Source organism: Enterocloster sp. OA13 (assembly GCF_022440595.1).
Taxonomy (GTDB): domain Bacteria; phylum Bacillota; class Clostridia; order Lachnospirales; family Lachnospiraceae; genus Enterocloster; species Enterocloster hominis.
In genome coordinates, this window is the sequence record NZ_JAKNTF010000001.1 from 1,396,039 (window position 1) to 1,419,673 (window position 23,635).

28 protein-coding genes are annotated in these 23,635 nt (G+C 51.3%); all 28 read left to right on the forward strand.

What is annotated here, in order from left to right; genetic code table 11:
- Positions 1 to 81: 81 nt before the first annotated feature.
- The 28 genes from MCJ35_RS06100 (at position 82) to fliD (MCJ35_RS06240) (ending at position 23,591) form a co-directional block, all read left to right on the forward strand.
- A complete protein-coding gene (locus tag MCJ35_RS06100) occupies positions 82 to 282 on the forward strand; it encodes a flagellar FlbD family protein (protein WP_025482475.1) in 201 nt (66 codons plus the stop codon).
- 27 nt (positions 283 to 309) lie between these two features.
- Positions 310 to 1,134, forward strand: coding sequence for a motility protein A (locus tag MCJ35_RS06105; protein ID WP_025482474.1), 825 nt, complete (start codon positions 310 to 312; stop codon positions 1,132 to 1,134).
- A complete protein-coding gene (locus MCJ35_RS06110; RefSeq protein ID WP_025482473.1) occupies positions 1,124 to 2,092 on the forward strand; it encodes an OmpA/MotB family protein in 969 nt (322 codons plus the stop codon). The genes MCJ35_RS06105 and MCJ35_RS06110 overlap by 11 nt, the downstream gene beginning before the upstream one ends.
- A gap of 23 nt (positions 2,093 to 2,115) precedes the next feature.
- Positions 2,116 to 3,162, forward strand: a complete 1,047-nt coding sequence (locus tag MCJ35_RS06115) for a flagellar motor switch protein FliM (protein ID WP_025482471.1) — start codon at positions 2,116 to 2,118, stop codon at positions 3,160 to 3,162.
- 29 nt (positions 3,163 to 3,191) lie between these two features.
- Positions 3,192 to 3,554 carry a response regulator gene (locus MCJ35_RS06120; RefSeq protein ID WP_025482469.1) on the forward strand — a complete coding sequence of 121 codons (363 nt, stop codon included), beginning with the start codon at positions 3,192 to 3,194 and terminating at the stop codon, positions 3,552 to 3,554.
- 12 nt (positions 3,555 to 3,566) lie between these two features.
- Complete coding sequence (gene flgC / locus MCJ35_RS06125) at positions 3,567 to 4,016, forward strand: flagellar basal body rod protein FlgC (protein WP_025482467.1); 450 nt, start codon at positions 3,567 to 3,569, stop codon at positions 4,014 to 4,016.
- 41 nt (positions 4,017 to 4,057) lie between these two features.
- Positions 4,058 to 5,398: a flagellar motor switch protein FliN gene (gene fliN / locus MCJ35_RS06130; protein WP_025482466.1), complete on the forward strand. Its 1,341-nt coding sequence runs from the start codon at positions 4,058 to 4,060 to the stop codon at positions 5,396 to 5,398.
- Complete coding sequence (locus MCJ35_RS06135; RefSeq protein WP_034576030.1) at positions 5,395 to 5,688, forward strand: flagellar biosynthetic protein FliO; 294 nt, start codon at positions 5,395 to 5,397, stop codon at positions 5,686 to 5,688. The genes fliN and MCJ35_RS06135 overlap by 4 nt, the downstream gene beginning before the upstream one ends.
- Positions 5,681 to 6,337 carry a flagellar type III secretion system pore protein FliP gene (gene fliP / locus MCJ35_RS06140; protein ID WP_025482464.1) on the forward strand — a complete coding sequence of 219 codons (657 nt, stop codon included), beginning with the start codon at positions 5,681 to 5,683 and terminating at the stop codon, positions 6,335 to 6,337. The genes MCJ35_RS06135 and fliP overlap by 8 nt, the downstream gene beginning before the upstream one ends.
- A 24-nt stretch (positions 6,338 to 6,361) precedes the next feature.
- Positions 6,362 to 6,625 carry a flagellar biosynthetic protein FliQ gene (locus tag MCJ35_RS06145; protein ID WP_025482463.1) on the forward strand — a complete coding sequence of 88 codons (264 nt, stop codon included), beginning with the start codon at positions 6,362 to 6,364 and terminating at the stop codon, positions 6,623 to 6,625.
- Between the two features lie 6 nt (positions 6,626 to 6,631).
- A complete protein-coding gene (locus tag MCJ35_RS06150) occupies positions 6,632 to 7,384 on the forward strand; it encodes a flagellar biosynthetic protein FliR (RefSeq protein WP_025482460.1) in 753 nt (250 codons plus the stop codon).
- A gap of 44 nt (positions 7,385 to 7,428) precedes the next feature.
- Positions 7,429 to 8,502 carry a flagellar biosynthesis protein FlhB gene (flhB, locus tag MCJ35_RS06155; RefSeq protein WP_025482459.1) on the forward strand — a complete coding sequence of 358 codons (1,074 nt, stop codon included), beginning with the start codon at positions 7,429 to 7,431 and terminating at the stop codon, positions 8,500 to 8,502.
- Between the two features lie 21 nt (positions 8,503 to 8,523).
- Positions 8,524 to 10,650, forward strand: coding sequence for a flagellar biosynthesis protein FlhA (gene flhA, locus MCJ35_RS06160; RefSeq protein WP_025482458.1), 2,127 nt, complete (start codon positions 8,524 to 8,526; stop codon positions 10,648 to 10,650).
- A 19-nt stretch (positions 10,651 to 10,669) separates the two neighbouring features.
- On the forward strand, positions 10,670 to 11,446 hold the full coding sequence (locus MCJ35_RS06165; RefSeq protein ID WP_025482457.1) for a sigma-70 family RNA polymerase sigma factor: 777 nt from the start codon (positions 10,670 to 10,672) through the stop codon (positions 11,444 to 11,446).
- 19 nt (positions 11,447 to 11,465) lie between these two features.
- Positions 11,466 to 12,257, forward strand: a complete 792-nt coding sequence (locus MCJ35_RS06170; protein ID WP_025482456.1) for a flagellar hook-basal body protein — start codon at positions 11,466 to 11,468, stop codon at positions 12,255 to 12,257.
- Between the two features lie 11 nt (positions 12,258 to 12,268).
- Positions 12,269 to 13,057 (forward strand): flagellar hook-basal body protein, encoded by a 789-nt coding sequence (locus tag MCJ35_RS06175; protein WP_025482454.1) that lies wholly within the window; start codon positions 12,269 to 12,271, stop codon positions 13,055 to 13,057.
- Positions 13,058 to 13,097: 40 nt separating this feature from the next.
- Positions 13,098 to 13,715: a chemotaxis protein CheC gene (locus MCJ35_RS06180; RefSeq protein ID WP_025482452.1), complete on the forward strand. Its 618-nt coding sequence runs from the start codon at positions 13,098 to 13,100 to the stop codon at positions 13,713 to 13,715.
- A 2-nt stretch (positions 13,716 to 13,717) separates the two neighbouring features.
- Complete coding sequence (locus MCJ35_RS06185; RefSeq protein WP_025482450.1) at positions 13,718 to 14,203, forward strand: chemotaxis protein CheD; 486 nt, start codon at positions 13,718 to 13,720, stop codon at positions 14,201 to 14,203.
- A 19-nt stretch (positions 14,204 to 14,222) separates the two neighbouring features.
- Entirely contained in the window at positions 14,223 to 15,176 is a 954-nt protein-coding gene (locus MCJ35_RS06190) for a chemotaxis protein (protein WP_025482448.1), read from the forward strand.
- A gap of 12 nt (positions 15,177 to 15,188) precedes the next feature.
- Positions 15,189 to 15,587, forward strand: coding sequence for a bacteriohemerythrin (locus MCJ35_RS06195; RefSeq protein ID WP_025482446.1), 399 nt, complete (start codon positions 15,189 to 15,191; stop codon positions 15,585 to 15,587).
- A gap of 54 nt (positions 15,588 to 15,641) precedes the next feature.
- Positions 15,642 to 16,424 (forward strand): PocR ligand-binding domain-containing protein, encoded by a 783-nt coding sequence (locus MCJ35_RS31595; RefSeq protein ID WP_025482445.1) that lies wholly within the window; start codon positions 15,642 to 15,644, stop codon positions 16,422 to 16,424.
- The gene (locus MCJ35_RS06210; RefSeq protein ID WP_240299399.1) at positions 16,411 to 17,328 is read left to right on the forward strand and encodes a hypothetical protein; all 918 of its coding nucleotides are present in this window, start codon (positions 16,411 to 16,413) and stop codon (positions 17,326 to 17,328) included. Before MCJ35_RS31595 ends, MCJ35_RS06210 begins: the two co-directional genes overlap by 14 nt.
- A gap of 45 nt (positions 17,329 to 17,373) precedes the next feature.
- Positions 17,374 to 18,171: a ParA family protein gene (locus MCJ35_RS06215; RefSeq protein WP_025482442.1), complete on the forward strand. Its 798-nt coding sequence runs from the start codon at positions 17,374 to 17,376 to the stop codon at positions 18,169 to 18,171.
- Entirely contained in the window at positions 18,152 to 18,730 is a 579-nt protein-coding gene (locus MCJ35_RS06220) for a late competence development ComFB family protein (RefSeq protein ID WP_025482441.1), read from the forward strand. The genes MCJ35_RS06215 and MCJ35_RS06220 overlap by 20 nt, the downstream gene beginning before the upstream one ends.
- A gap of 122 nt (positions 18,731 to 18,852) precedes the next feature.
- Positions 18,853 to 21,402, forward strand: coding sequence for a flagellar filament capping protein FliD (fliD, locus tag MCJ35_RS06225; RefSeq protein WP_025482440.1), 2,550 nt, complete (start codon positions 18,853 to 18,855; stop codon positions 21,400 to 21,402).
- Positions 21,403 to 21,439: 37 nt separating this feature from the next.
- Positions 21,440 to 21,844 (forward strand): flagellar export chaperone FliS, encoded by a 405-nt coding sequence (locus MCJ35_RS06230; RefSeq protein ID WP_025482439.1) that lies wholly within the window; start codon positions 21,440 to 21,442, stop codon positions 21,842 to 21,844.
- An 8-nt stretch (positions 21,845 to 21,852) separates the two neighbouring features.
- On the forward strand, positions 21,853 to 22,254 hold the full coding sequence (locus tag MCJ35_RS06235; RefSeq protein WP_025482438.1) for a hypothetical protein: 402 nt from the start codon (positions 21,853 to 21,855) through the stop codon (positions 22,252 to 22,254).
- Between the two features lie 20 nt (positions 22,255 to 22,274).
- Complete coding sequence (gene fliD, locus MCJ35_RS06240; RefSeq protein WP_240299400.1) at positions 22,275 to 23,591, forward strand: flagellar filament capping protein FliD; 1,317 nt, start codon at positions 22,275 to 22,277, stop codon at positions 23,589 to 23,591.
- Positions 23,592 to 23,635 lie beyond the last annotated feature (44 nt).

Consider the following 23,635-nt stretch of genomic DNA (forward strand, 5'->3'; position numbering starts at 1 on the left):
GTTAACATCGTGAAGTGTTAACGGACAGGTTTTCCCTGGTTCCTTTCGGGAACCGGGGAAGGACTGGGAAAGAGGGGGCATATGATAAAAGTCATCCGCCTGAACGGAGAAATACTCTATCTCAATTTGTTCCAGATTGAATACATGGAGTCGATTCCGGAGACAAAGATAAAAATGATGAATGGTAATTATTACCTGGTAAAAGATACGGTTGATTCAATCATGAAGCAGATAGCGGTATTCCTGAACAACTGTATGAACTTTGATGACAAATCAAAGTAAAGCTGTGGGCACAGGAGGCATCGTAACATGGACATAACAACATTGATTGGAATCGCAGTTGGCGCTTTCCTAATCGTTAATGGAATCGGAGCCGACAAATTGGGGAATTTTGTGGACAGGTCCAGTATCCTGATTGTCGTGGGAGGGACTCTTGCGGCTACGGTTGCAAGCTATCCGCTGTCCATCCTGATGGATATCCCCAAACATATCATGGTTCTTTTCCGTGGAAAACAATACAACATTCCGAAACTTGTTGAGCAGCTGGTGGATCTGGCCATGATAGCGAGGCAGAACGGCCTTCTGGCCCTGGAAGAAAAGGCGGATGAGATAAAAGACCCTTTTTTCAAACAGAGCGTACTCATGATTGTGGATGCCAATGACCCGGATAAAGTGCGCTTTGTCCTGGAACGGGAGCTGGAAAACATGATGACACGTCATGACGAGGTAGCGGGATTGTATGAAAAGGCATCGGCCTATGCGCCGGCCTTCGGTATGATAGGAACCCTGGTAGGACTGATTAATATGCTCAAGGGCCTGAACCTGGATGGCGAAGGCGGGGCCGGCAACCTGGGACAGGATATGTCGGTGGCACTGATTACCACTTTCTACGGAAGTGTCCTGTCCAATCTGGTATTCCATCCCATAGCAAAGAAACTGCGGATACGCCAGGATGAGGAAGAACTATACTGTTCCACCATCATAGAAGGAATCATCGCAATCCAGTCAGGGGAGAACCCCAAGTATCTGAGGGAGCATCTCCTGGCCTCTATCAAGCAGTCACAGCAGAGGAAACTTCTGTCAAAAGCAGAAGCCGGCGGCGGTAAGGGCGGAGGAAGCACGGATGAAGAATAAAAAAAACAGGCCTACGGATGGCGGCGGAAACTGGATGGATACATATGGGGACATGGTGACCCTTCTCCTGACCTTCTTTATCATGCTTTTTGCCATGTCAAGCCTGAACCAGCAGAAGTGGGAACTGTTCGTGCGCAGCATCTATCCCCATTCTAATGAGGAGGTACAGGAGCAGGTGGCGATTAATACGCCTTTGGATGATACCAGCAGCAAGATAGAGGGGACGCCGGATATTCCGGAGACCATGGCTGAAATCGATATTGACAAGCTCTATCTGACCCTGGCAGAGCGGATGAATGATATCGGCATAGATGGCGTGACCATATCCAGAGGCGAAGATTACACCTTCATTGTGTTTGAAGACAAAACCTTTTTTGACGGTGACAGTTCAATCCTGACAGACCAGGGCAAGACTACCCTGGATGTGTTTTGTGATGTCATAAGCCCTGCCCAGGACGGTGTGTCGCAGATTAATATCATGGCGCATACGGCCCAGGGGAACCCGGACCGGCCAAACAATCCCAGGACGGACCGTATGCTGTCTGCCATGCGTGCCGCGGAGGTCTGTATATTCATACAGGAAAAAGGGATAATCGAGCCTGAAAAGCTGGTGAATATAAGCTATGGGCAGTTCCGCCCGGTTGCGGATAACAGCACACGGGAGGGAAGGACTAAAAACCGCCGTGTGGAGATACTGATGATTGATGAGGGGGCGGACCTTCATTCCATGAACCGGTATTATGATGAGTACAACAGCGGCGTAAATGCGGACAGGACAGTGGTCACGGGCCAGGAGGCCAATGGAACCGGCCATGGGTTTGCACCTGCATCCCCCAGCGCCGACGGCGTATCCACTACCATGTCCCCCCTGACGGACAGCACGGAGAACGCGTCTGCTGAACCTGGTCTTTCTTCCGATGGTACGGCAGAAGAGGCCGGAGGAACAGTGGCTGAATAAATTTAGTAAAGGTGGCTTTAGCAATGGCAGATGTATTATCCCAGAGTCAGATAGACGCGCTTCTTAAGTCCATACAGGGCAGCGGGCCTGAAGAAGAGGTGCAGGCGGTTGAACAGAAGACAGAAGCAGAAGAAACAAAATACAGCAAATATGATTTTTACAGTCCAAGGAAGTTCACTAAGGACAAGATGAAAATACTCAACAGTGTATTTGAAAACTATGCCAGGATACTGACTTCCCAGGTGAACGGCATATTCAGGGTACTGACAGATATTACAGTGCTGGAGGTCCAGGAGCGCAGGTACTATGAGTTTGTAAACTCGCTTCATGAGAATGACAGTATTACCATGGCTAATGCGGAAATCCAGGATAAGATAAAGAACAATGTCCCGCTTATGCTTCACGTCACCCCGGGACTTGTAATCACGCTTATTAACCACATGCTGGGCGGCGGTGATGAGATTGTCAAGGTAGAGCCGAAATACCGCTATTCGGATGTGGAGGTGGCCTTGTACCGGCGGGTGGTGGAATACTTTGTCCTGGCATTAAAGGATGGGTTTTCCAATTACATAAATGTCAGCTTTAAGGTTCAGAGGGTGGAGGAAAACCCAAGCATGGTCCAGGAGGTGGGGCTGGATGAAACCGTGGCCATCGTGCACCTGAATGTGGATGTGGCGGGACTGGCGGTGGAAAAGATAAAGCTCTGTATACCGGGAACCCTGCTAGAGTTCATTTTCCATCTGATAGACAGCCGCAAGCATATAGCCCGTGGCTTTGCCTATGAGGATAACAAGGAGGTAATCCTGGATCACATCCGTTTCTCCCAGCTTCCCATAACGGGGCAGCTGGGAACCGTGGAGCTGGGCCTTAGGGATTTGGCGCAGCTTCAGGTAGGCGATGTGATCAGCCTTAATAAGCCAAAGGACAGCCATCTGAAGATATTCGTGGGGAGACAGCCGTGGTTTACCGGAAAGATGGGGGTTTACAAGAAAAACGTAGCAATCCGTATAGAAGACAGGATCTATGCCGGACCGGAGAAAGAACGGGATATGGAAATCCTGGATGATTAAAAATACAAATTAAAGTGAGGGAAAGCACCATGGAAAAGATTATGTTGGTAGACGACGCTGCATTTATGAGGATGATGATTAAAAATGCGTTGACACAGAAAGGGTACAGTAATTTTGTGGAAGCCCAGGACGGGGCGGAAGCCGTGAAGAAGTATGATGAGGAAAAACCGGACCTGGTCATCATGGATATTACAATGCCCAATATGGACGGGCTTCAGGCCCTTAAGAAAATCAGGGAAACAGACACTTCCGCCAAGATTGTCATGTGTACGGCCATGGGCCAGGAGAGCATGGTTGTGGATGCCATTAAATCAGGCGCTAAGGATTTCATTGTAAAGCCCTTTAATGCGGAACGGATTGTCCAGACCGTCAATTCAATCTTAGGCAAATAAGGAGGAAGGGTAATGGCATTTTTAAGCTCATTCGATATCTGCGCCTCCGGTATGAGTGCGCAGCGCGTAAGGATGGATATCGCTGCCGAAAACATAGCCAATATCGACACAACCAGGACAGAGGCAGGAGGACCATACCGGAGGAAAGACGTGATGTTTGAAAGCTACGGCACAGGCTCCTTTCGGGAAGCCCTGCTAAGCGCCGCCCAGGGAAAAGGCTTTGCCAGCAGGAATGCGGGAGTAAGGGTATCGGGCATTGTTGAGGATGACCGGGAGATGAAGCGGGTGTACAATCCCAGCCACCCGGATGCGGATGCGGATGGATACGTCAGTCTGCCCAATGTGGATTTATTGAAAGAGACAGTTGACAGTATGTCAGCCACCAGGTCATACGAAGCAAATGTAACAGCCCTGAACGCAATGAAGCTGATGGCACAGAAAGCACTGGAGATTGGAAAGTAAGGGCGAAGGTGGAGACATGATGATACAAGAAGGAGATAAAGATGGGCGTTAGCGACTTTAATGATATGGAACTGGACGCCATAGGCGAAATAATGAATATCAGCCTTGGTGCGTCCGCAACAGCGGTTTCCACCATGCTGGGCACAAAGGTGAACATTACCACACCGGTAGTGCGGGTGCTGACAAGCGATGAATTTGAGTTCAAGAGCCTGGAGCCGGCTGTAGGTGTGGAGATAGCTTATACGGAGGGCCTTGAGGGCAGTAATATCATGATGTTCCGCCGCAACGATGTGCGGATTATCGTGGGAATGCTCATGGGGGCTGATATACCAGATGAAGAATTTGAAATGAACGAAATCAATGTGAGCGCAATCTGCGAGGTCATGAACCAGATGATGGGGTCTTCGGCCACAGCGCTCTCGGAATTTCTTGGGAATCCCGTAAACATATCTACGCCTGTTTCCTTTCCGATTGAAAGCGAGAATAGTTTTAAAGAAAAATATTTCACGCCGGATGTGAAGATGGTAGTGGTTCGTTTTTCCTTGGAGATAGAAGGGAAACTGGAAAGCGAATTCTTGAATATCATGTCATCCAAGCTGGCAAAACACCTATTGGAACCCTTTGAGATCAGTTTCCAGCAAGCGGAACAGTATCAGATGGAGGAGGATGCCAGAAAGCAGGCGGAGGAGGTCCGTGAGGAACCGGCGCAGGAGGAGCCTGTAAATGTGGCGGAGACAGCCGGGGAAGGATCGGCCGTACCGGAGCCATCCCCTGACAACGCTGCCCAGGGCGGGATGCAGGCGGCCCCAAAACCCATCCAGGAACAGCCGCAGCATGCGCCTTCGGCTGCCCCGGAAACCGTCCAGGAACAGCCGCAGTATGCGCCGCAGGCTCCCCAGCCTCAATACGCGCCTCCCATGGGACAGCCAGTGCTATATCAATCCGCACCAGATCCGGTCATGCTCCAGCTGCTGAACCAGATGCAGCAGTCCCAGGCCCAGATGATGGAGTTCGTGAAGGACATGAAGACGAAGGAAAAGCAGCAGCCGCCAAGGGATAATATCCTGATCCATCCGTTAAACTCCCCGCAGATGGAGAACGGGTTGGAAGAGGGGGTGGAGGAGCGGGCCAACCAGGAAATGCTCATGAAGGTCCCGCTGGAACTTTCCGTGGAAGTGGGAAGGACCAAGAAGCTGGTCAAGGATATATTGGAACTGACCCAGGGATCCCTTGTGGTATTGGATAAGATGGCTGGTGAGCAGGCCGATCTGTTCGTGAATGGCCAGTGTGTTGCAAAAGGTGACATTGTGGTGGTGGAAGACAACTTTGGCATCCGTATAACGGAAATCGTGGCCAGGGACCTGAACCCGGAGATTTTATGATGGATAATAGCTTTTTATCATTGGCAGGCGCAGTACTTACCGTGGGATGTATATTGCTCCTGGCATACTGGTGCAGCCGGCTTATGGGAAAGACATACATGAAAGCCACATCCGGCCGGAACCTTAAGATCCTTGAGCAGGTCCGGATTGGAGCTGATAAGCAGATCCTTCTTGTAAGGTTACGGTCCCACATGTACCTTATCGGCGTCAGTCAGGCGGGAATCCAGATGTTGGAAAAGCTGGAAGAGGAATACGGGGAACCGGAAGAAAGGGAGGAGACAAATGAATGATCTGCTTGCCGGCCTGAACGGGGGCAATGTCCCGGCGCTTGATTTGATATTCATGATTACCCTGGTGGCCCTGCTGCCCTCCATTGCGGTCATGATGACTTCCTTTACCAGGACCATCATCATACTGTCATTTACCAGGAATGCCATGGGGATACAGCAGACACCTCCCAATACGGTCCTGGTAGGTATTTCGCTGTTCCTGACCCTCTATATCATGAGTCCGGTCATCGGAAGGGTCAATGCCGAGGCTTACCAGCCTTATACCCGGGGAGAGATAACCCAGGTGGAGGCAGTGCAGAGGATGGGGGGTCCCGTCAAGGAGTTCATGCTCAGGAACACGGAAAAGGAGACGCTGGATCATTTTGTGGAAATGTCCGGAACCCAGACAGAGGAAAATGTTGAGGACTATCCATTTACCGTGGTGACGCCTGCTTTTATGACAAGCGAGCTGAAGCGGGGGTTTGTGGCGGGATTCCTTATCTATCTTCCCTTTCTGCTGATTGACATCGTTGTGGCAACCACCCTGATGTCCATGGGAATGGTGATGCTTCCGCCCACCATGGTTTCCCTTCCCTTTAAGCTTTTGCTGTTTGTGACTGTTAATGGCTGGGAACTGCTGTTTTCCAGTATTGTCAGGAGTTTCCGTTAGGAAATCCTGCGTCAGGAGGTAATTATGACTAATCTACAGGTACTTGACATCATGTACCAGGCATTCCAGCTGGCCCTGAGGCTTTCCATGCCGTTCCTGCTGGTGAGCATGGCTGTGGGCGTCCTTATCGCTATATTCCAGGCAGCCACCCAGATTAATGAGCAGACCATGACTTTTGTCCCCAAACTCCTGGCCATCCTGGCCATGATGGGAATCCTGGGAAGCTCCATCCTGGCCATGCTTCAGGACTTTACACGTCAGGTGTGTGCCATGATAGCAGGAGGTTAACAGGGAATGCTCATCTTATTTTCCCTGATTGTCATGCGCATGAGCGGGGCCATTGCCCTTAATCCCATGTTCGGGAGGGTCAATTTCCCTTCCAGGGCAAAGGCAGGCTTTGTACTTCTGTTGTCCCTGCTGCTCTATACCACCGGCGGGGCCGGCATGTACCGCGGACCAGCCACCATGGTGGAGTACGCCGTCATGCTGCTGATGGAGCTGTTCATTGGTTACACACTTGGTTTTGCAATGGAACTGTCGGTCCTGGTGGTACGCTTCGCATCTTCTGCAATGGACTATGTGATGGGTCTTAATATGGCCCAGATTTATGATCCGCAGTACAACACCCAGATGACCATTACATCGGGAATGTATTATGCCTTCCTGATGCTTCTGTTTTTTGCCATGGACGGCCATCTCAGGCTTCTTGGGATTATCTATGGCTCGGCCCGCCTCGTTCCCTTCGGGGCGGTGCGGATAAGCCCGGGACTGGCACTGGCGGTCCTGGATATGTTCCAGCAGGGCATTGTCATGGGCCTTCAGTTTGCGCTTCCTGTCATCGGCCTTGAACTGGTTGCGGAGACAGCGGTGGGAATCCTGATGCGGATCATACCGCAGATTAATGTGTTTGTGGTTAATTTCCAGGTCAAGATCATAGTGGGCATGCTGATGCTCCTGTTCCTGTTTTCTCCTATGTCGGACAAGCTGTATGACATCCTGGATTACATGTTCCAGTGGCTGGATCGCATGGTAAGCCTGATGGCCTGAGACTGGCAGGGGGAACGAGGCAGCAAAAAAGGGGGTGAGGGGCAGTGGCTGGAAGCAACGGACAGGAAAAGACTGAGAAACCGACCGGTAAACGGCGCCGGGACGCCAGGAAGGAAGGCAATGTATTCCAGAGCAAGGACATAACCACGGTCATCCTCCTGCTGGGGGTATTCTGGATGATACGGCTCATGATGCCTTACATCTATAAGAATGTAAGGTCATATATGGAATGGATCCTGGAGGGGGTGGGCAGGAATCCGCAGGAACTTATGTCCTCCCAGCTGTTTTCCGTAACCGTGCTTACGTTCCTTAAATGCGCCCTGCCCCTGCTTCTGACCGCACTGCTATTGGGTATCCTGGCCCATGGGACACAGACCAGGTTCAATGTGTCTTTTCAGGTCGTAAAACCTAAATTTGGAAAGCTTAACCCTTTTACCGGGATAAAAAAACTCTTTGCCCTGAAAAATGTCATAGAGCTTGTGAAAAACCTGTTTAAGATAAGTCTGCTGTTAATCCTGCTCTATAACCTGATAAAGGGAGACCTCGTGCCTGTGGCCAGGATGATTGACATGCAGCCCCTGGTTTCGGCTGCTTATATGTTAAACATGGCTTTTGACCTGGTGGTCAAGGTCAGCATGGCTTTTGGTGTGGTGGCTTTCTTTGATTTCCTTTACCAGCGGTGGGAATATGAGCGGGACCTTAAGATGACCAAGCAGGAGGTAAAGGATGAGTTCAAACAGACAGAGGGTAATCCGGAGATTAAGGGACGTATACGGAGGATCCAGCGTCAGATGGCCCTCAGCAGGATGATGCAGAAGGTTCCCCAGGCGGATGTGATTGTCAGGAACCCCACCCATTATGCGGTTGCCCTTAAATACGACCCCAGCCATCATGGCGCGCCGGTGGTCCTGGCCAAGGGGCAGGATGAACTGGCCCTCAGGATTGTAAAGGTGGGGGAGGAAAACGGGGTTTATATCACGGAGAACAAACCTCTTGCAAGGGCCTTATATGCCTCCTGCGAGCTGGGACGTGAGATACCTGCCGAGTTTTACGGTGCGGTGGCGGAAATCCTCCTGTATCTCTACCGGACCGGACGCAGGGAAGATATGTTCAGATAAACGAATCGGATGGAGTTACGGATGAAGAAGATACTGAGTTATTCGGTCGTACTTTTTGTACTGATTATCATACTGCTGTTAATCATACCGCTGCCGGCTGGTCTGGTGGATGTGGCAATCATATTAAATATGTCCCTTTCCATGATGATCCTGGTAACGACCATGACAATACGGGAACCCCTGGAGTTTTCCATTTTCCCGTCCCTGCTGCTGGTGACCACCCTGTTCAGGCTGGGAATCAATGTTTCCACAACCAGGAACATACTGACCAATATGGGTTCATCGGGCCAGGTCATCAGGGCCTTCGGCGACTTTGTGCTCCGTGGGAACGTGGTGGTGGGTTTTATCATCTTCCTCATCATTGTACTGATGCAGTTCATTGTAATCACCAAGGGCGCCGAGCGTGTGGCTGAGGTTGCCGCAAGGTTTAACCTGGACGCCATGCCGGGTAAGCAGATGGCCATTGACGCTGATTTAAGTTCCGGCCTCATCAATGAGCAGCAGGCCAAGGAGCGCAGGCAGAAAATCCAGAGGGAAGCGGATTTCTACGGGGCAATGGACGGCGCCACCAAGATTGTGAAGGGCGATGCCGTCATGTCCCTGATTACAACGGCCATCAATCTGATAGGGGGAAGCATCATCGGTATCATCCAGTCCGGGGAATCCATCGGCGATGTACTGAACACCTATTCCATCGCCACGGTGGGAGATGGTCTGGTGTCCCAGATACCGGCTCTGCTCATATCCACGGCCACGGGTATGATTGTGACCAGGGCCGTGTCCGAGGGAAGCCTTAATGAGGACATCTCCAAACAGTTCATGGCCCAGCCCTATTCCATTATGCTCAGCGGCGTGGCCATGGCTGTCATGACCTTGATACCAGGCATGCCGGTCATCCAGCTGGGGATGGTTGCGGTGGGGCTTCTGGCCAGCGGTTATTACCTGTCCAGGAAGATCCAGGCAGAACCGGCCCTTCTGGGCGTGACCGCGTATCAGGAGGCACAGGGGGAACAGACGGCCCTGGAGGAGGCGGCTGCATCCATGCCGGTGACGGAGGATGAGTATTACAAGGATGTGAATAACGTATATAACCTTCTGACCGTGGAGCCGGTGGAGATGGAATTCGGATACAGTCTCATTCCCCTGGCTGACGAGTCCGTGGGAGGCAGGCTGATCAGCCGGATTGTCATATTCCGCAGGCAGTATGCCCAGGACATGGGATTTGTCATCCCATCCATCCGTTTGAGGGACAGTTCCGCTTTAAGCACAAACCAGTACTGTATCAGGATTAAAGGCGAGGAGGTGGCCAGGGGGGAAATCCTTATGGATTATTATCTGGCCCTGGAACCGGAGCATCCTGAAAAGGAAGTGGACGGCATAGAGACAGTGGAGCCTGCCTATGGAATCCCCAGCCGGTGGATCCGGCCGGAGGACAGGGAACGGGCCGAGGCATACGGATATACGGTCATTGACCCGCTGTCAGTCATGGTCACCCATCTGTCGGAGGTCATACGCCAGCATGCCTTTGAACTGATTACCAGGCAGGAAGTGATACATCTGGCGGAGAATGTGAAGAAGAATGCCCCTGAGCTGGTGGAGGAGGCATTTCCAGGACTTATCCCATACAGCCTGTTCCAGCGCGTATTGACCAGCCTGTTAAAAGAGGGTGTTCCCGTAAAGGACCTGGAAACCATCCTTGAAACAATGATAGATGTGGTGTCTGAGACAGGCCTGCCTGTCAAAGATATTGATACCATCGTGGAACACATAAGGACAGCCCTTAAGCGCACCATTACCCGGATGTACTGTGAGGATGGAAGCATGAAGGTAATCACCCTTGATTCGGAACTGGAACGCACCATGGTCAGTTCCATAGCAAAAGGGGAGGGAGGGTATTATCTGGCCCTGAACCCGGACCTGCTTCAGGGGCTTATACGGCAGATGGCGGAACAGCTTAGGAAGTTTAACGGCTTTACCCAGAACCCGGTCATATTGACCTCCCAGATCATGCGGGTGCATTTCTACCGCCTGATTGAGCAGTTTTACCCAAAGGTGCGGGTGCTTTCATTTAATGAGGTGGCAAATAATGTCCAGATACAGTCAATCGGCAGCCTGAAACTGGAAGGACCGGGGCTGCAGGATGGCTGACAGTGAAGGATGATTTGATATGCGGCAGTTGGATGAATTGAAGGAAAAGACAAATGAAGAGCTGCTGGCCATGTATGTCAGGGACAGGCAGCTGGAAGTGAAACAGGAGCTTACGCTCCGATATCTCTATATAGCCAAGGCGGTTGCAATCCAGATGCATAACCTGTATGCGGATTTCATGCAGATGGAGGATATCATCAATGAAAGCGCCATTGCAATCATGAAGGGAATCGACCGGTATGACCCGGAAAGGGACAATAAATTTGAGACATTCATTTCCAGACGCATCCGGGGGATGATTATAGATATCATCCGTAAAAATGACTGGATGCCAAGGAATTACCATAAACAGCACAGATCCATTGAGAACGCCAGGATTGAGCTTGCGGACCAGTTTGGGCGCCCTCCCACGGATGATGAGATTGCAGGCCATCTGAAGATGGACGTCAGGAAATGCCAGAGGCTTCAGCGGATGAGCACCATGGTAAATGTGCTGTCGCTGGACATGGTAACAAACAGGGAGGAGGATGGGCAGTCGGTCCAGATACCCAGCAGTGACATGGACCTGCAGCCTGAATCAGCTTATATGAGAGAGGAAGCAGTCAGTATCCTGACAACGGCGGTCGGGAAACTGAAAGACAAGGAGCGGATGGTGATTTCCCTCTACTATGTGGAGGATCTGAACATGACCCAGATAGCCCAGGTGCTGGGGGTCAGTGAACCGCGTATATCACAGATCCACGGCAGCGCCATCCGGAAACTCAAGACTTACATGAATACCTATATTTACGAATAGGAACAGGAGGAAATGCCATATGTACCAGGGATTTTACAATCTCACATCAGGAATGCTGACCCAGGGCCGTAATCTGAATGTCATCAGTAACAACATGGTAAATGTCCAGACATCGGGCTATAAGCGGGATACCATGGTCACCAGCACATTCCAGGAAGAAATGCTCTACCGGACCGGACGGCATAACAAGGAAAACCCCACGCCTCTTGCCGTCACGTCCAAGATAAAGACCGCGTCCAGGACCTATGTGGACCACGACCAGGGAAGTCTTGAACAGACAGACGGGATTTATGATTTTGCCATTGGGGGCAGCGGTTTTTTCTGCATCCAGACCCCGGATGGCGAGCGCTATACCAGGAATGGTTCCTTTGCCGTGGATGAGGAGGGATATCTCACCCTGCCGGAGGCGGGGCGGGTGCTCTCGGAAGATGGCCAGCCCATACGGATTGATGATGAGGACTTCAGCGTGGATGCCAGGGGCCGTATAACGGTTTATGAAAGGCAGGAGGAGGATTCGCAGGAGGAGCCTGAACTCCGGCAGTTAGGCACTATAAGGATTGTGGATTTTGGGGACTATGACCAGATGCACAAGGAGGACAACGGACTGTTTTCCACGTCCCAGGCGCCTGTCCAGGCACAGGAGGAACCGCCCCAGATTTTCTGGAAGAACGTAGAGAAGTCCAATGTGGACATGGTGGACGAGATGACCGCCATGATGACTTCCCAGAGGGCTCTTCAAAGCGCGGCGCAGATGCTCAGGATGTATGACCAGATCATGAGCAAATCCGTGACAGATGTAGGCAGATTGTAAGGAGGGGACATATGAACCAGTCATTTTACGTGGGAGCGCTGGGAGCAGGGAACTGTACGGAAAAGTTCAGCGTGATTTCCAATAACCTGGCCAATGTGAACAGCAATGGCTTTAAACCCAAGACATCGGTATTTTCACAGCTGGTCAGCTACAACCTCAATGATGCTGAGGATGCGGTGACAGAGCTGCAGGCCGGGGCCGGCATGAAGGTGCAGAGGACCTATACCAGCTTTGACACGGCAGGGCTGACACAGACGGGAAGCACCATGGATCATGCCATACTGGAACCCAATGCATTCTTTATGGTGCAGGATCCGGCCACAGGGGCTGTCAGTTATACGCGGGACGGACATTTTCACAGGGCGGAGCGGGAAGACGGCTTTTATCTCATGACGGACGCAGGCAAGCTGGTACTGGACCAGAACCGGGAACCACTTAAGGCGGATGTCACGGATGTGGATAAAATACAGGCGGAAATGGGGGAAGAGGAGGAAGAGATTGAGGAAGAGGAGGAAGACGAGAACGAGGAAGACAAACCCAGGGTCAGCCTTTATACCTTTGCCAATCCAAGCCGTCTGGTCAGCGCGGGTAATAACGAATATGTCCCCGTGGACCCGGGGGCGCAGCCAATCCTCATAGAGAGACCATCCATGACAACCGGAGCCTTAGAGGTGTCAGGTACGGATATGGCGAAGGAGCTGGTCAGGATGATTGAGTGCCAGCGCGCATTTACCTATGCCCTGCGCATGGTGACCACCTCCGATGAGATAGAGGGTACCATCAATACCCTGCGGGGTTAATGACAGCCGGGGAAGATGAACGGAAGAAAGCGAGGCAGACATGAAAATCAGGAATTATGGGGATTTGAATCTTCAGGAACTTGACATAATGAGGGAAATCAGCAGCATTGGCACAAGCCATGCAGCCACAGCCCTTTCCAAGTTCCTCCAGAAGGAGATACGTATTACCCTTCCCCAGGTCAGTATCCTGGGATATGAGGATGCGGTAAACCGCATCGGTAACATTGAAGAAGTGGTGGCCGCCACACTGGTGAAGATGGACGGGGATGTGGACGGACTAATGCTGTTTTTATTTAATATGGATTTTGCCAATACGGTCCTGGAAAAGCTTCTGAACCAAAACTATACTTCCTTTGAGGAAATGGATGCGTTGGCCTATTCAGCGCTGGAGGAAGTGGGGAATATCATTATCTGTTCCTATATCAACGCCTTTTCACAACTGGTGGACATGAGCATCCATCTGTCCGTTCCCAGCTCCACGGTGAACATGCTGGGCGGGATACTGACGGTACCCATTGCCGAATATGGCTATGAGACAGATAAGCTGATGTATTTCAATGCTGATTTTGTAATGGAAGGGAAACGGCTTTCAGACTGGCTGCTGATGCTTCCGGACATCCGTTCGCTGAATCATATTTTAGGGAAGCTGGGTGTTTAGAGATGGCGGAAAAGGAAATCAAGGTTGGAATTGGGGATATGAAGTTTACCAGGGAGGAGGGCAGGATCATCACATATGCTCTGGGATCCTGCATCGGTATATCATTCTATGATCCGTTTTTGCGGCTGGGCGCCCTGCTCCATATCATGCTGCCCGCCCAGAACGGACTCTCCGACCCCAATATTTATAAATATGCGGATTCCGGTATCCGCGAGACCATACGTAAACTCATGGCCTTTGGCATGGTAAAAGCCAGGACAACGGTTAAGATTGCAGGGGGCGCAAAGATGTTTGAAATCCGGGGGAATGCGGATTTTGGGAATATCGGGCAGAGAAACGCCGCCATGGTAAAGAAAATACTGGCAAATGAAAATATGAGGATTGTGGCTGAAGATACAGGCGGTACATACGCGAGGACCATGCTGCTGCAGCTGGAGAGCGGGGATGTCATAATCCGGACGTTTGGAAGACCTGAAAAGCATTTATAGTAGAAAGGAGTTTTAGTCTATGCAGAAAGAGAAGGAAGGCATCCTGCTGGAATCAGGGACAAATGAAATTGAAATCATGAAATTCTCTGTCTTGGGCGAATTTTATGGTATTAACGTGGCAAAGGTAAGGGAAATCATCATGAGTGAGAAGGTGAAGCCCATGCCCCATGCACACCCGGCAGTGGAAGGAATCTTTAAACCCAGGGAATCACTGATTACCGTGATTAACCTTGCATACTATCTGTCCGGGACACGGCCGGAAAACGGCGGAAGGGATTTATTTATTGTTACCAATTTCAATAAGATGACAGTTGCCTTCAGGGTACAGGGGATTGAGGGTATCAGCCGCATCTCCTGGAGGGACATACAGAAGCCGGACAAGACCATTGCCAATGGGGATGAAAGTGTTGCGACAGGCATTGCCCAATGTGAAGGGCAGCTGGTAACCATATTGGATTTTGAGAAAATCGTTGCGGAGATTGCACCGGAGACAAGCATCCAGGTTTCGGAGGTTGAGGCCATGGGCGACAGGCCCCTGTGCGAATCCCCTATCATGATTGCGGAGGATTCTATCCTGCTGCGGCGGATGATAGATGACTCCCTGGAGCGGGCGGGTTTTACAAACATCATGAATTTTAACAATGGGCAGGAGGCATGGGATTACCTTGTATCAATCAAGGATGATCCGGATCTGTATCAGAAGGTGAATCTGGTCATAACAGACATCGAGATGCCGGAGATGGACGGGCATCGTCTGACAAAGCTGATTAAGGACGACCCAAGGCTTAAAAAGCTGCCAGTGGTCATATTCTCATCCCTCATCGATGAGCAGATGCGCAGGAAGGGCAGGGAGCTGGGAGCGGATGAACAGCTGGCCAAACCGGAAATCGGCCATCTTATATCCATTCTGGACGAGCTGCTGACAAAGTACGGCCAGGACATGGAAAAAATGCAGGGACAGAAGCATGCTTAGGAGGATGAGGACATGAGGTATGAGATGACAAAGGACCTGGAAACCGGCAATGCCTTGATTGACAGTGAACACCGTCAGCTTTTTAAGGCGGTGAATGACCTGTTGGACGCCTGTTCCCAGGGAAAAGGACGCAGCTATGTGGAATCCACCCTGGATTTCCTTGTATCCTACGTGGCTAAGCATTTTGGGGATGAGGAAAAGCTTCAGTCACAGTCTTCATATCCTGGATACGCTGCCCACAGGCAGTTTCACGAAGCGTATAAAAGGGAGTTGGACAGGGCTGCCCAGGATATAAAAACCCAGGGCGCCTCCATCGCCGCTTTAAACAGCCTGAACCAGATGGTTGGAAAGCTGTTGATGCATATCAGGACGGATGACAAAAAGGTTGCCCAGCATGTAAAGCAGTCCTGACTGGCGGGGCGGAGGGGAACCGCGTATATTGATGGAAAGAAGATGTAAAACAGTATGGATATAAGGAAAATCGTAGATTTAAATGAGTTCCAGAGGATACAGGACCTGTTTTCCGATGCAACAGGGCTGGCCGCCATTGCCGTGGATTCCCGGGGAGAGTATATTTCCAGGGGAAGTAATTTTACGGATTTCTGCATGAAATATACAAGGGGAAATGCGGAAGGCCTTAAACGCTGTGAAAAATGTGACAGGGAGGGAAAGGGTTCCTACTACTGTCACGCAGGCCTTATGGATTTTGCCGCGGACCTGGTCATCAATGGGGAGAAGGTAGGCACTGTAATCGGCGGGCAGGTGCTCCCCAAGAAGCCGGATCCCGGAACATTCAGGAGGATTGCCGGAGAACTTGGGATTGATGAGGAGGAATACTTAAAAGCCCTTAATAAGGTACCTGTCCGGTCTGAGAAAATGATACGTTCTTCAGCGGAACTGTTTTCCACGGTCATGAACCAGTGGATTAACCTTAGCTATTATCAGAAGATAAATCAGTCAAAGATGCAGGTATTTAACCACGAATCCCAGAAGGTCCAGGACGCGATGGGGCAGATTAAGTCTAAGACAAGACAGCTGGAGCAGACTGCAACCATGGAGAAAATGCTGTCACTGAACGCATCCATTGAGGCAGGCCGGGCAGGCAGGGCCGGAGTGGGATTCAGCGTGGTGGCGGAGGAAATCGGCAGGATGGCCAATGAATCATCCGCTGTGTATGGTGCAATCCATGAACTGGTGGACCGTGTGGAGGATTCGATTGAAAAGATGGGTAAAATTGAGTTTGAATAGATGCATCCCGGTCCTGGTTTCAGCGGCCCTGGTCCTTGCCGTGCCCTGGGGCGTTCATGGAGCCCAGGAGGGGACCTGGGACCGGTCGGAGGATGGAAAATACTGGATGTACTTCTATTCCCCTGGCAATCCGGCAGAGGATGAATGGATTGAGGACCAGGGGAAGGAATACTACGTGGATTCCAAAGGCCGTATGAAGACGGGATGGGTAACGGACAAAAGAGACAAAAACAAGTATTACATGGGGGAAGACGGGGCCAAATGCTTTAACATGTTCACGCCGGACGGTCACTATGTGGGACCGGACGGACTTATCCTGGAATCCTTTGACACCTACAGGAAGGCTGTTAAAAAGCAGCTTGAAAGGCTGATGAAGGACAAGGCCTATAAAGAAAGGGACGGCGCCCCGCGCCCCGGTTTCATGCTGTGGGACATAAACGGGGACGGATACCGGGATGTGGTGGCGGTGGACCGTGCGCAGATGCCTGGGCGGGTGGTACTGACTGCTGTCTGGGACCCGTTGGAGGAAGAACTGGTGCCTGCCTCGCAGGCAGATCCGGATGATCCGGATGAGTCTTTCCTTTCCTATAACCAGGACAGCCAGTCCGTGTGGCTTACCATTGCAAAGGATAGCGGTGAACGGGACTTCTTCCAGATGAAGGACAATGGATTCCAATTTGAGGACGTATGGCATTTCGAACTGGATCAAGATGATTGGGGAGATGCCGTATATTATGTAAATGGGGTTAAGTATGACGCGCAGGAGTGGGGACAGGCCCTTACCCAGGCCAGCCTGGAAGCAGGCGCCGCTGTGACGGAAGGATTCCTTCCACTGGATGCAGGGACGGTGAAACTGGCAGTGGATTGCAGCCCTGAGGAAGAGATGCCCCTGTGGCAGCAATAAGTCCATTACCATACATAAAATAAGATTAAATTCGGAGGTAACGCTTTGGCTACTATCATAACTGTTTCCAATCAGAAGGGCGGCGTGGGAAAGACAACCACTTCCGCTGCACTGGCTGCCGGGATTGCGGCAAGAGGACTGAGGGTGTTGGGCGTGGATCTGGACCCACAGGGAAACCTGGGTTTCTGCCTGGGCGTGGAGTCGGCCAATGGGCCTACGGTGCTGGATGCGTTAAAAGGCGCGCTTCCGGTTCAGGAAGCCATCTGCCGGACAGAGTACTGCGATATACTGACCGCGGACATCACCCTCAGCAACGGGGTGGAGCGTACATCCTCCGGTCCTGGGGAATACATACTGAAGGACACGCTGGAACCGGTGATGGATCAATATGATTACATCATCATCGATACACCGCCGGCTCTTAACCTTCTGACCGTGAACGCTTACACGGTTTCCGATTACCTGATCATACCGCTGGCATCGGACATCCTGAGTCTGGTGGGGCTGGCGCAGCTCAAGGAAACCATCGAGTCTGTCAGGGAAAGCTTTAATCCTGGCCTTAAGGTCATGGGGATATTGCTGACCCGCTTTAATAAGCGCACCCTTCTCTCCAGGGATGTGATGGAGATGGCTGAGCAGCTGGCGTCCCAGATTAATACCGTGGTGTTCAGGACCAAAATCCGCACCGGTGTGGCCATTGCGGAAGCCCCGGCCCATGGTGAGAGCATATTCGACTATAACCCGCGCTCGTCAGCCGTAAAGGATTACCAGGACTTAATCCAGGAAATCGCAGAGACCATCTATCTAAAGGAGGTGATGGAGAGTGCCAAGGAAGACCAATAAGACATCCCATGTGCTGAACCTGATTACCAATGGAAGCGCTCCGGAACAGGAGGATACCGCGGATGGAAAACAGGAAGAGGCAGAACAGGGAAAACAGGACGTGAAGACGGAAGGGGGAACGCTTAAGGAACCCGTGCCAAGAATCACGGCCTCCGGCGATAAGACGGTCATTGTGGTGGATGATACCAGCCAGAATGACAATATTTCCAGCAAGATCCTGGACCGTCTCACGGACCAGCTGGAGGAGGAGATACAGGGAAAGCTGGATAATTACCATATGGTTAATGTGATGGAGCAGATCCTTAAGCGGCTGAACCTGAGCCATTACATGAAGCAGTATGACGTATGTATGTGCAGCCGCTGCCAGTCGGATGTGACGGCGCTGATCCTGACCAGGCTCCCTGCAAAGTATGTTGTGGTGGACGAGAGCTCCACGGCTCCCATCATAGGATATTATGAAAGTAAATACAAGGTAAGGATCCTCACGGAAATCATTAAGGCGTGTATGGATGTAAAAGAAAATCCGAGGCACGACCGTTCCGGCCCCTATGACAAATAAAGAATAAAAAGTGCACAGGTTGATAAACTTGAGCACTTTTTATTATTTTTTTAATGAAACCGCCGATATATAAATCATAGACAGGAAGCTTATAAAGCAGTGGATGTGAGAGGAGAATACAGATGGCAAGCGTATCAGGGGCAACGAGCAGCCTTGGGAATACCAGTTTAAGAGGGTATGGCGGTTTTGGTTCCGGAATTGACCGGGATTCCATTATTGAGCAGATGACGGCCGGAACCCAGTCTAAGATAACAAAACAAAAGAATAAGATGACAAGCCTTGGCTGGAAGCAGGAGGCATTTCAGGCGGTCAGCGATAAGATACTGGCTTTGCAGGATAATTATTTTTCCTTTGCTTCGGGCAGCAACCTTAAATATCCCAGCATGTTTGCGAAGAATCAGATAACATCGGTGGGGGATTCGGATATCACGAAGTTTGTGTCGGCCACAGGGTCTTCCAATATGTTGGATTATCTGTCCATACTGGGGGTGAACCAGCTGGCCAGTTCTTCCACCCTTCAGTCTGCTTCCAAAGGCACTTCATCAATCAATACAAGCATAACCGGGGACAGCCTTACCAACCCTGTGTATAAAAGTTCCCTGCTGCAGGGAAGACAGCTGAGGTTTGGCACATATAGTGGGGACCAGTACCAGTCGGCAGGTATATTTACCTTTCCGCCCTCTTATAAAGATAAGGATGCGGACGGCAGGGATATCACCGTGCCCATCGACTATACCATAGATCTGAATGCCACGGTGGAAGTGGATGGGGTATCCATGACGGGAGGGGAAAAACTGGCCATGCAGTTAAATAAGGCATTGTCCCAGTCAGGCATACAGTCAGGAGAGGATCCTATTTCAGATGTGATGGAATTTGTTTATACCCCAGGCGGCACAATGCAGTTACAGGCCAAAGCAGGGACAAGCACCAACCTGATCATCAATTCCAGTTCAAGCGCCCTCACCGCCCTGGGATTTAATCCCCAGAATGCGGACGGGAGCGACAAGACGGTTTCAGATGGAATCAATCTGGATGAACTGAATGCAAACCAGAACCTGTTTAACGATACTTATGTGAACAGGCAGACCATGACCCAGTATCTTACAGGAAAAAAACTTACAATCAGCTTTGGCGGCCAGACAAAGGAAGTGGAGCTGGTTAAAAGCGGCGACACCTTCTCAACCCTGGATGATTTAAAATCTGTCATACAGGGCAGGCTGAACCAGGCCTTTGGTACAAATAATATTGAAGTGGCCGGAGGTACGCGTTACGATGCGGACGGGAACCCGGTCATTGACCCGCTGTCCTTCAAGTTAGGAAGCAACGCATCATCCAACCAGACACTGACGGTTACCTCCGACAACGCCGAAATCAGGAATGTCCTGGGTATACAGAAGGGCGCCAGCAATAAGCTGAACCTGGAAGGGAGTATCAGGGATAATATGGATAAGCTGATACCGGGGGACGGTCCTGACGCAGAGGCGAAGCGGGCGCAGTTCCTTAGCTCCCTGGAGTCAGATGGTCTGGTAATCAATGGTGTAAAAATCGCCGGCGTCACGGCTGACACCAGCATCCAGGCTATGATTGATAAGATAAACGACAACAAGGATGTGGGGGTCAAGGCTTCCTACCTCAGCAGCACCAACCAGTTCGTACTGATTTCAGCTGAGACGGGCAGCGGCAGGGAGATTCAGCTGGATGGCGCCTCTGCGGATTTATTCGGAGCCATAAAGGATGCGGACGGCAACTATATAGATGGAAATTTTGATATGGGAAAGAATGCCCAGATTCTGGTAAGCTACGGCAACGGCATCAATACAATGATTGAGAGCTCCTCCAATACCTTTGACCTTGAGGGACTGAGGGTTACGGTATCCCAGGAGTTTGGGGATCTGACCGAAACAGGCGGTGTCTGGAGTTCCGACAGGTCCAAGGCGGTTACCTTCAGCGCCAAAGCCGACGTGGACGGCGTGACCGAGATCGTGAAGAAGTTCATCGAAGAATACAATGAGATGATAAAGGAAATCAACACCCAGGTCACTACCAGGCCGGATAAATCCTACGGGCCGCTGACTGAAGAGCAGCAGGAGGAAATGTCGGATAAATCCATTGAGAACTGGGAGAAGAAGGCAAAACAGGGGCTGCTCTACAATGATGCCACCATGCGTGCGCTGAACTTGGATATGCAGGGAATACTGACAAGCCTGATGGCAAACGGCGCCAACTACAAGGATCTGGAGGAAATGGGTATTTCCATTTCCGATGATTACCTGGACGGGGGCACCATAGCCTTTGATGAGGCTAAGTTCAAGGCCGCCATGACCAGCGACCCTGAGAAGGTGTCCAATATCTTTACAGGCGGCGGGGATGTGAAGAAGGGGCTGGCCAGTATCATTGAGGATACCCTGACCCCCTATGCCACCAAATATGCCAACAGGAACGGCAATTCCTATGGACGCCTGATTGAGGAGGCTGGTTCTGAGAAGATACCGCTCTCAGTAATGAATAACCAGATTTATAGACAGTTAAAACAGATGCAGCAGGACCTGGATACGCTGAATGCAAGGCTTGCCAATGAACAGGACCGTTACATCAGCCAGTTTACCACCATGGAGACATTGATTAACCAGATGAATAGCCAGGCCAGCTATCTGGCCCAGTTCCAGGCGTGATGGAAGGCATGTCGTATCTGCCAGGGAAGGAAATGGAATGAACGGTTATCAAAAATATAAAGAGAACAGCATATACTCCATGAGCGGTCCGGAATTGCTGCTGTTGCTGTACGAGGAGGCAATCCGCCGCCTGTCAAAGGCGGAGTATGCGCTGGAGGATAAGGAATACGGGATATTTGAAGATTCCCTTTTGCGCACGTCACGTATTGTCCGGTATCTGATTGATATATTGGACATGCAGCAGCCAATCAGCCGGGATTTAAGACGCATATACAACTATCTGATTTATGATATCAGCAGGATTAAGGCCGGGCGGGAGCGGGAAAAGGCGGAGATAGGCAGGATCCGCCATATCCTTTCCGAATTAAGGGATGCCTTTGACCAGGCCAGCTTAAAGACCAAGGACACGCACATGGTCCAGAGCAGGGGAATCCTGGGTTAGGAGATAATATGGCACTTGATGTGGAACAGATCATGTTCCTGCTGCAGAGACGTTTAAATGGGATGCAGGAAATGAAAAGGCTCACAGGAGAACTTCTGGAGTCAGCTTCAAGAAATGACCAGGTATCCATTGGACTTCTTCTTCAGATGCGGGCTGATGAGATGGCCAGGCTTGAAGCGGCCGGGGAACGAATCTGGCTGATGGCCGAACAGGGGCCGGAGGAGGCAGGACAGGTCCGCAGGCTGATGTCCCAGGAATTCCTTAAGGCCGGCCGTCCGGAGGGATTTGAGGAGGGAAGGATTTTTGAGATACGCAGTAAGACCGCTTCACTGCTGAACCAGGTCAGGGAGGCGGACCGGCGCCTGAACCAAAGCATTGGCGGCGGGCGGTCCTACTATGCATCTAAATAAATAAGAAAGGAGGAACCGCCATGATTGTTAACGGCATATCCGGCAGTAATTACCAGTATCAGGGCATGCTCAATCTGATCCGGCTCTCAGGCACAGGACGTTCTTCAGGTTATCAGGCCGTAATTCCCGTGAAGCGGGTGGATTCGGCCACATCTTCGTCCAAGGCTGCTTATGGGGATATACAGGATTTTTTAAAGAGCTATCAGTCAAAGCTGACAGGACTGGAGACAACGGCCGCCAGGCTTACCCAGGGCAGCAGCAAAAATGTATGGAATGATTACCAGGCAGCCACAACGGACAGCTCCGTGGCCGTGGCTTCTGGGACCTACAGGCTGAAAGGAGATACGGATATCACCCTGAATGTCCAGTCCCTTGCCCAGACGCAGCAGAATGCCAGCGCGGCCCATCATGCCCAGGAGCAGGTGGATGCAGGGGCGGATATGGACTTTGAGATTACGGGGCCTGATGGCAATACGGCGTCTGTGTCCATAAGCAGTGTCAATGATAATGGGACAGCCAAGACCTATCATCAGATGTATCAGGAAGCGGCAGGGGCAATCAATGCCCAGTCCGGCGCAGGTGTCCGGGCATCCGTATCCAATGTGGAGGGAAGGGTATCCCTGGTTCTTTCATCCGGCAGGGAAGGGGAAGCAGGCGGATTTACGGTCAGTGGAACCACCGGGGCAGCATCCGGGATTGAGAATGCTGCCATCCGGGCACAGGACGCTGTTTATTCGGTGACTGAAAACGGAACCACCCGGACCCTGCGCTCTGATTCCAACAAAGTCAGCCTGGATTACGGCAGGATTGAGGCGGAGTTAAAAGGAACCGGACAGGCCAGGGTTTACACCGGGATTGATGAGGATGCCGTGGTTTCAGCCGTGGAAGACCTGGTGGCAGGCTACAATGATGTATCCGGTTTTCTGAAAGAAAACGCGGGCAGGGGAACCGGGGCAGCTTCACACCTGGCATCCTTTGGACGGGGGATGGCGGATGCCAAGACCCTGAAGGCTGTGGGAATCACCTACAATAAGGACGGGAAACTGGAATTAGACAAAGATGCCTTAAAGAACGCCCTGGAGACGGATTTGGAAGGTACGAAGTCCCTTCTTGGCGGGCAGTTCGGCATAGGGGAAAAGGCGGCCAGACGGGCGGAGTCAGCCCTGTCAGCCCCGGTTCAGAGGATTGTGGACCGCGACCTTGCCGCTACCGCCGGTAACAGGGGGCAGGATGTATCTTCTGCCAATTACAGGTATCTATCCAATTTTGCCAGAAGCGGGCCATACAACATAACCAATTTCTATACGGTGGGTCTGCTGCTCAACACCTTGGCATAAAGAAATGTGTTTGGCAAAGCTGTACATACTCTATGTGCAGCTTT

What these genes read in the sequence shown, in the direction of transcription:
- MCJ35_RS06145 (WP_025482463.1), top strand. Translation starts at nt 6,362, where the DNA reads ATGACTAATCTACAGGTACTTGACATCATGTACCAGGCATTCCAGCTG.
- MCJ35_RS06105 (WP_025482474.1), top strand. Translation starts at nt 310, where the DNA reads ATGGACATAACAACATTGATTGGAATCGCAGTTGGCGCTTTCCTAATC.
- MCJ35_RS31595 (WP_025482445.1), top strand. Translation starts at nt 15,642, where the DNA reads ATGGATATAAGGAAAATCGTAGATTTAAATGAGTTCCAGAGGATACAG.
- fliN (WP_025482466.1), top strand. Translation starts at nt 4,058, where the DNA reads ATGGGCGTTAGCGACTTTAATGATATGGAACTGGACGCCATAGGCGAA.
- MCJ35_RS06235 (WP_025482438.1), top strand. Translation starts at nt 21,853, where the DNA reads ATGGCACTTGATGTGGAACAGATCATGTTCCTGCTGCAGAGACGTTTA.
- MCJ35_RS06135 (WP_034576030.1), top strand. Translation starts at nt 5,395, where the DNA reads ATGATGGATAATAGCTTTTTATCATTGGCAGGCGCAGTACTTACCGTG.
- MCJ35_RS06230 (WP_025482439.1), top strand. Translation starts at nt 21,440, where the DNA reads ATGAACGGTTATCAAAAATATAAAGAGAACAGCATATACTCCATGAGC.
- MCJ35_RS06190 (WP_025482448.1), top strand. Translation starts at nt 14,223, where the DNA reads ATGCAGAAAGAGAAGGAAGGCATCCTGCTGGAATCAGGGACAAATGAA.
- fliD (WP_240299400.1), top strand. Translation starts at nt 22,275, where the DNA reads ATGATTGTTAACGGCATATCCGGCAGTAATTACCAGTATCAGGGCATG.
- MCJ35_RS06195 (WP_025482446.1), top strand. Translation starts at nt 15,189, where the DNA reads ATGAGGTATGAGATGACAAAGGACCTGGAAACCGGCAATGCCTTGATT.
- MCJ35_RS06110 (WP_025482473.1), top strand. Translation starts at nt 1,124, where the DNA reads ATGAAGAATAAAAAAAACAGGCCTACGGATGGCGGCGGAAACTGGATG.
- MCJ35_RS06185 (WP_025482450.1), top strand. Translation starts at nt 13,718, where the DNA reads ATGGCGGAAAAGGAAATCAAGGTTGGAATTGGGGATATGAAGTTTACC.
- MCJ35_RS06170 (WP_025482456.1), top strand. Translation starts at nt 11,466, where the DNA reads ATGTACCAGGGATTTTACAATCTCACATCAGGAATGCTGACCCAGGGC.
- MCJ35_RS06175 (WP_025482454.1), top strand. Translation starts at nt 12,269, where the DNA reads ATGAACCAGTCATTTTACGTGGGAGCGCTGGGAGCAGGGAACTGTACG.
- flhA (WP_025482458.1), top strand. Translation starts at nt 8,524, where the DNA reads ATGAAGAAGATACTGAGTTATTCGGTCGTACTTTTTGTACTGATTATC.
- MCJ35_RS06115 (WP_025482471.1), top strand. Translation starts at nt 2,116, where the DNA reads ATGGCAGATGTATTATCCCAGAGTCAGATAGACGCGCTTCTTAAGTCC.
- fliP (WP_025482464.1), top strand. Translation starts at nt 5,681, where the DNA reads ATGAATGATCTGCTTGCCGGCCTGAACGGGGGCAATGTCCCGGCGCTT.
- MCJ35_RS06180 (WP_025482452.1), top strand. Translation starts at nt 13,098, where the DNA reads ATGAAAATCAGGAATTATGGGGATTTGAATCTTCAGGAACTTGACATA.
- flgC (WP_025482467.1), top strand. Translation starts at nt 3,567, where the DNA reads ATGGCATTTTTAAGCTCATTCGATATCTGCGCCTCCGGTATGAGTGCG.
- MCJ35_RS06100 (WP_025482475.1), top strand. Translation starts at nt 82, where the DNA reads ATGATAAAAGTCATCCGCCTGAACGGAGAAATACTCTATCTCAATTTG.
- fliD (WP_025482440.1), top strand. Translation starts at nt 18,853, where the DNA reads ATGGCAAGCGTATCAGGGGCAACGAGCAGCCTTGGGAATACCAGTTTA.
- MCJ35_RS06150 (WP_025482460.1), top strand. Translation starts at nt 6,632, where the DNA reads ATGCTCATCTTATTTTCCCTGATTGTCATGCGCATGAGCGGGGCCATT.
- MCJ35_RS06120 (WP_025482469.1), top strand. Translation starts at nt 3,192, where the DNA reads ATGGAAAAGATTATGTTGGTAGACGACGCTGCATTTATGAGGATGATG.
- MCJ35_RS06165 (WP_025482457.1), top strand. Translation starts at nt 10,670, where the DNA reads ATGCGGCAGTTGGATGAATTGAAGGAAAAGACAAATGAAGAGCTGCTG.